The 8,540-nt window shown below is 74.7% G+C and carries 7 protein-coding genes; 3 read left to right on the top strand and 4 right to left on the bottom strand.

What is annotated here, in order from left to right:
* The 3 genes from ACSNOG_RS20000 to glpK all read left to right on the top strand — a co-directional run.
* Nucleotides 1-1,918 (top strand): glycoside hydrolase family 31 protein (locus tag ACSNOG_RS20000; protein WP_436754035.1); only part of this gene is annotated, 1,918 nt, incomplete at its 5' end.
* A gap of 88 nt (nucleotides 1,919-2,006) precedes the next feature.
* Entirely contained in the window at nucleotides 2,007-2,846 is an 840-nt protein-coding gene (locus ACSNOG_RS19995) for a M15 family metallopeptidase (protein WP_436754034.1), read from the top strand.
* Nucleotides 2,847-2,945: 99 nt separating this feature from the next.
* Nucleotides 2,946-4,460 (top strand): glycerol kinase GlpK, encoded by a 1,515-nt coding sequence (gene glpK / locus ACSNOG_RS19990; protein WP_436754033.1) that lies wholly within the window; start codon nucleotides 2,946-2,948, stop codon nucleotides 4,458-4,460.
* On the opposite strand, the gene ACSNOG_RS19985 is transcribed toward glpK, so the two are convergent.
* The 4 genes from ACSNOG_RS19985 to ACSNOG_RS19970 all read right to left on the bottom strand — a co-directional run bounded on the left by ACSNOG_RS19985 (nucleotide 4,457) and on the right by ACSNOG_RS19970 (nucleotide 8,492).
* Nucleotides 4,457-5,056 carry a GTP-binding protein gene (locus ACSNOG_RS19985; RefSeq protein ID WP_436754032.1) on the bottom strand — a complete coding sequence of 200 codons (600 nt, stop codon included), beginning with the start codon at nucleotides 5,054-5,056 and terminating at the stop codon, nucleotides 4,457-4,459. The two genes, glpK and ACSNOG_RS19985, sit on opposite strands and share 4 nt — an antisense overlap.
* 126 nt (nucleotides 5,057-5,182) lie before the next feature.
* On the bottom strand, nucleotides 5,183-5,611 hold the full coding sequence (locus ACSNOG_RS19980; protein WP_436754031.1) for a DUF742 domain-containing protein: 429 nt from the start codon (nucleotides 5,609-5,611) through the stop codon (nucleotides 5,183-5,185).
* Nucleotides 5,608-6,063: a roadblock/LC7 domain-containing protein gene (locus tag ACSNOG_RS19975; protein WP_436754030.1), complete on the bottom strand. Its 456-nt coding sequence runs from the start codon at nucleotides 6,061-6,063 to the stop codon at nucleotides 5,608-5,610. The genes ACSNOG_RS19980 and ACSNOG_RS19975 overlap by 4 nt, the downstream gene beginning before the upstream one ends.
* On the bottom strand, nucleotides 6,060-8,492 hold the full coding sequence (locus ACSNOG_RS19970; RefSeq protein ID WP_436754029.1) for a sensor histidine kinase: 2,433 nt from the start codon (nucleotides 8,490-8,492) through the stop codon (nucleotides 6,060-6,062). The genes ACSNOG_RS19975 and ACSNOG_RS19970 overlap by 4 nt, the downstream gene beginning before the upstream one ends.
* Nucleotides 8,493-8,540: the final 48 nt, after the last annotated feature.

Raw genomic sequence — 8,540 nt, 5'->3', positions numbered from 1 at the left:
GCAGGGGGCCGGTGGGGCGCGGTGGGCGCTGCGGTCGGAGGTCGCGGCGGACGCGCGCTTCTTCGGGCTGGGCGGCCGGTCGGCGGGGCCGCGGCTGCGGGACGGCTCGTACCGGCTGTGGAACACCGATCCGGACGGTGCCTTCGGGCCGGGCGACGATCCGCTGTACATCACGATGCCGGTGCAGCTGGTGGTGGCGGACGCGGGCACGCACCTGGTCTTCCACGACGACTCGTGGGACGGGCGGGTGACGCTGGCCGAGGGCGAGGAGGGCGCGGGATCGGGTCACGACCGGCCGGGCCGCTGCGAGGTGCGGATGGACGGGGGGCCGCTGCGCTACTGGGTGCTGGTGGGGACGCCGGCGCGGGTGCTGCACGGGTGGGCGGCCCTGACGGGGGCCGCTGCGGTGCCTCCCACGTGGGCGCTCGGTCACCACCACGCGCGCTGGGGCTTCGGCAGCGAGCGGGAAGCACGGCGGGTGGTGGAGGGGTACGCCGAGCGCGGGCTGCCCCTGTCGGCGCTGCACCTGGACATCGACCACTACCGGGGGCACCGCGTCTTCACGGTGGACCGGGAGCGGTTCCCCGATCTGCCGGGGCTGGCGGCGGAGCTGCGGGAGCGGGGTGTGCGGCTGGTGTCGATCGTGGACCCGGCGGTGAAGGCGGAGCCGGGGCAGTGGGTGTTCGACAGCGGGTCGGCGGCCGACGCGTTCGTCCGGGACGCGCGGGGGCGCCGGGTGCGGGGGGAGGTGTGGCCGGGCGAGTCGGTCTATCCCGACTTCACCGATCCGCGGGTGCGCAAGTGGTGGGGCGGGCTGTACGGGGAGCGGCTGGCGCAGGGGTTCTCGGGCGTGTGGCACGACATGAACGAGCCGGTGTCGTTCGCGCCGTTCGGGGATCCGTCGCTTCCGCTGTCGGCGCGGCACTCGCTGGAGGGGCGCGGCGGCGACCACCGGGAGGCGCACAACGTGTACGGCCTGGCGATGGCCCGGGCCGGCTACGAGGCGCTGTGCGAGCTGCGGCCGGGTGAGCGCCCGTTCCTCTTCTCGCGCTCGGGCTGGGCGGGCATGCAGCGCTACGGCGGGACGTGGTCGGGCGACGTGGCCACGGGCTGGCCGGGTCTGCGGGCGTCCTTGTCGCTGGTGCTGGGCCTGGGGCTGTGCGGGGTGCCGTACTCGGGTCCGGACGTCGGGGGCTTCTCCGGCTTCCCCTCCCCCGAGCTGTACGTCCGCTGGTTCCAGCTGGGCGCCTACCTGCCGCTGTTCCGCACGCATTCGGCGATCACGGCGGGGCGCCGGGAGCCGTGGGAGTTCGGCGGGGAGGCGCTGGAGCACGCGGGGGCGGCGCTGCGGGAGCGGATGCGGCTGCTGCCGTACTTCGTGACGCTCGCGCACCTGGCGCGGCGCACGGGGGCGCCCTACGTCCGCCCGGTGTGGTGGCGTTCGCCGGAGGACCGCGCGTTGCGGGACTGCGAGGACGCGTTCCTGCTGGGGGACTCGCTGCTCGTGGCGCCGGTGCTGGAACAGGGGGCGGACCGGCGGGCCGTGCGGCTGCCGCGCGGGCTCTGGTACGACACGGCGACGGGGCGGGCCTACGAGGGGCCGGGGCAGGTGCTGCTGGACGCGCCGCTGTCACGGATCCCGGTGCTGGCGCGGGCGGGGTCGGTGATTCCGGTGCAAAGGGCTGCGGAGAACGCTGAGAACGCTGAGCGCGCTTGCGGGCCGGTGGAACTGGAGGTGTGGGCTCCGGCTCCGGGCCGTACGGGCGGCGGGGTGCTGGTCCCGGACGGAGGCGACGGCTGGGAGCCTCGGGAGGCGGTGCGGTTCACCACGCGCCGGCGGGAGGGTGCGGTGGTCGTGGAGCAGGAGGGTGCGAGGGAGGTGGGGTATCCGGTCCGCGTGCGGGGAGAGGGCGCGTGACGAAGCGAAGGGGAGCAAAGGGGAGCGCGGTGAAGTGAGAGGGCGGGCGCCCTTCCCCGGGAGCCCGTCCGGCTGCTATCCGGATGGCATGAACAGACCCCGGTTCCGGGCCGTCCTGCGGGCCTTCGTCCTGCCCGCCGCGGCCCTCCTGACGCTCCTGTCCCTCCCGGCCGCCGCGCCACCGGCGCAGGCCGCCGCCCCCTCCGCGCGGGCCGCCGCGCCGGAGCCGCGTCCGCCCCGCGGGTTCGTCGCCCTCGCGGACGTGGATCCGACGATCCTGCAGGAGATGCGGTACGTGACCGTGCACAACTTCACGGCCCACCGCGTCGACGGCTACCTGCGCCCCCTGTGCGTCCTGACGCGCGAGGCCGCCGACGCCCTGCACCGGGCGCAGCGCTCGCTGCTGCGCCGCGGCTACGGGCTGAAGGTGTACGACTGCTACCGGCCGCAGCGGGCGGTCAACGACTTCGTGGAGTGGGCGAAGGACCTCGCGGACACCCGGATGAAGGCGGAGTTCTACCCGCGCGTGGAGAAGTCCCGGCTGTTCGAGGACGGGTACATCGCGGCGAAGTCCGGGCACAGCCGCGGCAGCACGCTGGACGTGACGATAGTGAAGCTGCCGGCCTGGCCGACGCGGCCGTACGTGCCCGGTGAGCCGCTCGTGCCGTGCTACGCGCCGCGCGGGGAGCGCTTCCCCGACAACTCGGTGGACATGGGCACGGGCTTCGACTGCTTCGACACGCTGGCGCACACCCTGGACCCGCGGATCACGGGCGTGCAGCGGGCGAACCGGATGCTGCTGAAGTCGGCGCTGGAACGGGAGGGGTTCGTGAACCTGCCGGAGGAGTGGTGGCACTACACCTTCAAGCCCGAGCCCTTCCCGGACACGTACTTCGACTTCCCCGTGCTGCGCCGTCCCGCGCCCTGATGCCCGTACCTTCGCGCTCCGCGCCTTGACGCTCCGTCACGGCGGGGGAACACTTCCCGTCCTGACAGGTCCGGACAGGTTCCGAGGTCAGGAGACGCCATGACGGGTCCGTACGTCGCCGCGATCGACCAGGGCACCACCTCCAGCCGCTGCATCGTCTTCGACCGGGACGGCCGGCCCGTCGGCGCGGACCAGCGCGAGCACCGGCAGATCTTCCCCAAGCCGGGCTGGGTGGAGCACGACGCCGCCGAGATCTGGGCGAAGGTGCGGGCGGTGGTGGCGGGCGCGCTGGCCGCGGCGGGGCTGGAGGCCGGTGAGCTGAGCGGCCTGGGCATCACCAACCAGCGGGAGACGACGGTCCTGTGGGACCGCGCGACGGGCAAGCCGGTGCACAACGCGGTCGTCTGGCAGGACACCCGCACCGACGCGCTCTGCCGCGAGCTGGGCGGCGCGGACGGGCAGGACCGTTTCCGGGCGGCGACGGGGCTGCCGCTGGCGAGCTACTTCTCCGGCCCCAAGGTCGCCTGGCTGCTGGAGCACGTGCCCGGGCTGCGGCGGCGCGCCGAGAACGGCGAGATCGCCTTCGGCACGGTCGACTCCTGGCTGATCTGGAACCTGACGGGAGGTCCGGACGGCGGGGTGCACGTCACGGACGTGACGAACGCGTCGCGCACCCTGCTGATGGACCTCGGCACGCTTGGGTGGGACGCCGGGATCCTGGCGGCGATGGGCGTCCCCGAGGCGGTCCTGCCGGAGATCCGGTCCTCCTGCGAGGTGTACGGCAGGGCCGTGGGGCCGCTGGCCGGGGTGCCGGTGGCCGCGGCGCTCGGCGACCAGCAGGCGGCGGTCTTCGGGCAGACCTGCTACGGGGTGGGCGAGGCCAAGAACACCTACGGCACGGGCAGCTTCCTGCTGCTGAACACCGGGACGCGGCCCGTGCCGTCCAAGAGCGGCCTGCTGACCACGGTGGGCTACCGGCTGGGCGGCGAGCCTGCCGTCTACTGCCTGGAGGGCTCGATCGCGGTCACGGGCGCGCTCGTGCAGTGGTTCCGCGACCAGCTGGGGCTGATCCGCTCGGCCGACGAGATCGAGGCGCTGGCGGCGAGCGTCCCCGACAACGGCGGCGCGTACATCGTCCCCGCCTTCTCCGGCCTGTACGCGCCGTACTGGCGCTCGGACGCCCGGGGCGTGATCACCGGCCTGACGGGCTACGTGACGCGGGCGCACCTGGCGCGGGCGGTGCTGGAGGCGACCGCCTGGCAGACGCGGGAGGTGGTGGACGCGATGTTCCAGGACTCCGGCGTGCGGATCAGCTCGCTGAAGGTGGACGGCGGGATGACGGCCAACGGGCTGCTGATGCAGCACCAGGCCGACGTGCTGGGCGTGCCGGTGATCCGGCCGGTGGTCGCCGAGACCACGAGCCTGGGCGCGGCGTACGCGGCGGGTCTGGCGACCGGCGTGTGGGGCGGCCCGGACGAGCTGCGGGCGCACTGGCAGCGGGACGCGGAGTGGACGCCCCGGCGGGCGCCGCAGGAGCGGGAGGCCGAGTACCGGGTGTGGCGCAAGGCGGTGGAGCGCAGCTTCGGCTGGGTGCCGGTGCCCGGCCGGGACTAGCCGGCGCGCCGCTCCAGCTCGGCGAACCGCTGCTGCACCACGGACACCAGCACCCCCTTCACCGACTCCTTCTCCCGTGCGTCGCACAGGATCACCGGGACGCCCGGGTCGAGGTCGAGGGCGTCGCGCACGTCCTCCTCGGGGTAGCGCTCGGCGCCGTCGAAGCAGTTCACGGCGAGGGTGAAGGGGATGTTGCGGCGCTCGAAGTAGTCGACGGCGGCGAAGCAGTCCTGCAGCCGCCGGGTGTCGGCGAGGACGACGGCGCCGAGCGCGCCGCGGGCCAGCTCGTCCCACAGGAACCAGAAGCGGTCCTGGCCGGGGGTGCCGAAGAGGTAGAGGACGAGGTCGTCGCGGAGGGTGATGCGGCCGAAGTCCATGGCGACGGTGGTGGTGCGCTTGCCCTCCACGCCGGAGGTGTCGTCGACGGGCCTGCCCGCCTCGGTGAGCAGCTCCTCCGTGCGCAGCGGCCGGATCTCGCTGACCGCGCCGACGAGAGTGGTCTTGCCGACCCCGAAGCCCCCGGCGACCAGGAGCTTGAGGGCCACCGGGGCCGTCGCGGGGCGCGCGCGGCCGCGGTCGGAGCGCAGGGTCCTCATGGTGGTTCGTCCTCGTCTCGTGGGGGCGTCGCGGTGTCCCGCTCCCCCGGTGGAAGGTGATCGTTCCGCAGAGACCATGGCCACGACAAGTCTCTTCGGGTGCGCGGAGCCGCCCGCGCACCCGGCTCAGAGGGCCCGGAGCCCGTCGATCACCTCGCGCAGAATGCTTTCGTCGGGCAGTTCCGCCGGGGGCACCGGGCGGGTGACGCGGACGAGCCCGGCGTCGAGCAGGTCGCCGAGGAGCACCCGCACCACGCCGACGGGCAGGTCGAGCCCCGCGGCGAGCTCCGCGACCGAGCGCGGCTCGTCCCGGGTGAGCTCCGCTATGTCGAGGTGTTCCGGGGACAGCGTCTGGTCGGTGAGGGCGTGGGCGGCTGCGGGGTGCTCCGCAGGGTCCTCGGCGACGACGACCGCGATGAGGTCGAGGCCGGCCCCGTCCGCGCTGCGGGTGCGCCCGCGGGTCATGGCGTACGGGCGGACCACGGGGCCCGCCGCGTCGTCGTACCAGCGCACGTCCCCCTCGGCGGAGCCGTCCCCGGTCAGGCCGGCGGTCACCCCTCGGCGGCGACGCCGGTGCGCGGAGCGGTGGCCAGGTGCGCGCCCACCCGCTTGACGAGCAGCGTCATCTCGTAGGCGACCTGGCCGATGTCGGAGTCGGCGTCGGCGAGCACGGCCAGACAGCTGCCGTCGCCGGCGGCGGTGACGAAGAGGAACGCCTCGTCCAGCTCGACGACGGTCTGGCGGACCTTGCCCGCGTCGAAGTGCCGGCCGACGCCCTTGGCGAGGCTGTGGAAGCCGGAGGCCACGGCCGCCAGGTGCTCGCCGTCCTCGCGCGAGAGGTCCTTGGAGGTGCCGGTCGCCAGCCCGTCGCCGGAGAGCACGAGCGCCTTGCGGATGCTGCCGACGCGCTCGACGAGTTCGTCGAGGAGCCAGTTCAGCTCGCCCGTGCCGGCCGGTGCGCCGTTCACTGCGGTGGTTGTCGCGTTGTCGGCCTTCGGTGCGGTCATCGACCGTCCCCCTCAGATGTGGTTCCTGGTGCGGTTTTTCTCGCTGGTCTGTTCGGTGCGTCCGCCTCATTGTGCTCCCGGCCGCGCTGCCAGCCGCGCTGGAGGGCGGCCATCCTGGCCCGCACCTCGTCGGCGTCGCGCTCCGGTTCCGGACCGGCGGGGTCCGTCCCGGCGGCCCCGCCTCGGGCGGCGGCCTCCGGGTCCTTCTTCAGCTGGGGTGCCAGGCTCGCCTGGCGCACGCGCCGGGGCAGCCCGCCGGGGGGCGTCCGCTCGGCGCCGGGCCAGTCCGGGCGGTCCGCCGGGCGGACGGCCCGGGAGGCGGACCTGCGGCGCGGCAGCGGCAGCGGCCCCTCGCTCGCGTGGCCGTGCTCCTCGCCCTCGTCCGGGCGCGGTTCGAACGGGCACAGCACGGGGTCGTCCCCGGCCGTGACGGCGGCCGCGGGGAGCCGGTCGTGGGAGAGCGCGGTCCGCGGGGGCGGCACCGGGCCCCGGCCCTTGGTGAGCACCTGCTCGCCGGTGTCCTCGTCGCCCGAGCGGGGGCCGGTCTCAGTGAGCAGGTCCAGGGGGATGAGGACGACGGCGGTGGTGCCGCCGTAGGGGGAGGTCTGGAGCGAGACCCGCACGTCGTGGCGGCGCGCGAGCCGGCTGACGACGAACAGGCCGAGCCGGTCGGTGTCGGAGAGCTCGAACTCGGGGGTCTCGGCGAGGCGGAGGTTGGCCTCGAGGAGGGCCTCGGGGGTCATGCCGAGGCCGCGGTCGTGGATCTCCAGGGTGAAGCCGTTGGCGACGCGCTGGCCGTGCACCTGCACGGCGGTGTGCGGCGGGGAGAAGACGGTGGCGTTCTCCAGGAGTTCGGCGACGAGGTGGGTGAGGTCGCCGACGGCGGGGCCGCGCACGGACAGCCGGGGCAGGCGGCGCACCTCGATCCGCTCGTAGGCCTCGACCTCGGCGACGGCGCCGCGGACGACGTCCATGAGGCGGACGGGCTTGCGCCACTGCCGGGCGGGGGCCGCCCCGGAGAGGATGACGAGGCCCTCGGCGTGGCGGCGCATGCGGGTGGTGAGGTGGTCGAGGCGGAAGAGGTCCGCGAGTTCCTCGGTGTCCTCGGTGCGGCGCTCCATGGCGTCGAGGAGGGTCAGCTGACGGTGCAGCAGGACCTGGCTGCGGCGGGCGAGGTTGACGAAGACGTCGGCGACGCCGCGGCGCATGTCGGCCTGCTTGACGGCGGCCTCGACGGCGGCCCGCTGCAGGGTGTCGAGGGCCTTGCCGACCTGGCCGAGTTCGTCCGGCCCGAACTCCCGCGGCGGGGCCTCGGCGTCGAGGTCGATCCGCTCCCCCGCGGCCAGGCGGCGCATGATGCCCGGCAGCCGCACGCCGGAGGCCTCGTGGGCCTCCTTGCGCAGCTTGCGCAGGTCGCGCACGAGGCCGCGGCCGATGCGCAGGGAGATGACGAGCGAGCAGACGAGCGCGGCGAGGCCCAGGACGCCGGCGACGGCGGCCTTGGTCAGGACGCGGACGGCGATCGGCTCGACGCGGTCCGCGTAGCGGTCGGTGGCCTCGGTGTTCATCCGGGCGAGCTCGTCGAGCACGGCGCCGGCGGCCCGTTCCCAGCGCATCGGGTCGATGGTGTGCGGGGCGCGGGCGGCACCCGCGAGGATCACGGTGTCCTCGGCCGCGCGCAGGGCGTGCGGGCCGGCGCCGCGCCAGTACTCCTCGAAGATCTTCTGGTCGCCGGCGGGCAGCACGGAGAGGTTGGTGCTGTAGAGGATCTGCCGCTCGGCGACGCGGTCGGAGACGGCCCGCAGGTCCTGGCGGCTCATGCTGCCGGTGGTGAGGGCGGCCGCGAGGAGGGCGTCCTCGCGGGAGAGCGCCTCGCGGGCGCGGGCCACGCCGATGAGGGCGCGGGCCTGCTTGTCCATCTCGGCGTCCTCGAAGGCGCCGAGGCTGCCGAGGAAGGCGTAGTAGGGCTCCACCAGGTCGTTGTAGGCCTGGAAGGCCCCGTGGCGGCTGATGCCGCCGGCCTGCACCTTGCCGCGCAGGCCGTCCAGGTCGCCCAGGGCCTTCTCGATGCGCCGGAAGCGGACGTCGGTGGCCGGGCTCATGTCGTCGCGGACCTTGGCGGCGCCGGTGCGGAAGGCGGCGGCCGCCTTGTCGGTGGCGTCCTGGCGCTCGTGCAGGACGGCGAGGTTGTCGGCGCGGCGCGGGTCGGCGAGGTGGACGAGGGTCTGGCGGCGCTCCTTCTGCAGCGCGCGGACGAGCTCCTCGGCGGGGAAGCCCGCGGTGCGGATGGCCTCGGCGGCCGAGAGCAGCCGGGCGGCCTCGGTGCCGGTGATGACGGTGGCGAAGACCCACAGGCCCGTGAGGGACACCAGCGGCACCAGCAGCAGCGCCACGATCTTCCGGCGGATCGATTTCCCGCGAAAGCGCATGGCCTCCCCAACGTCAACCCCGCTCTGGTGGGGTGGTGTTCCGACAAC

It is taken from the genome of Streptomyces sp. URMC 124 (assembly GCF_051386455.1).
GTDB lineage: Bacteria > Actinomycetota > Actinomycetes > Streptomycetales > Streptomycetaceae > Streptomyces.
Note: the sequence above shows the minus strand (reverse complement) of the source record. Positions and strands in the feature narration are given on the sequence as shown.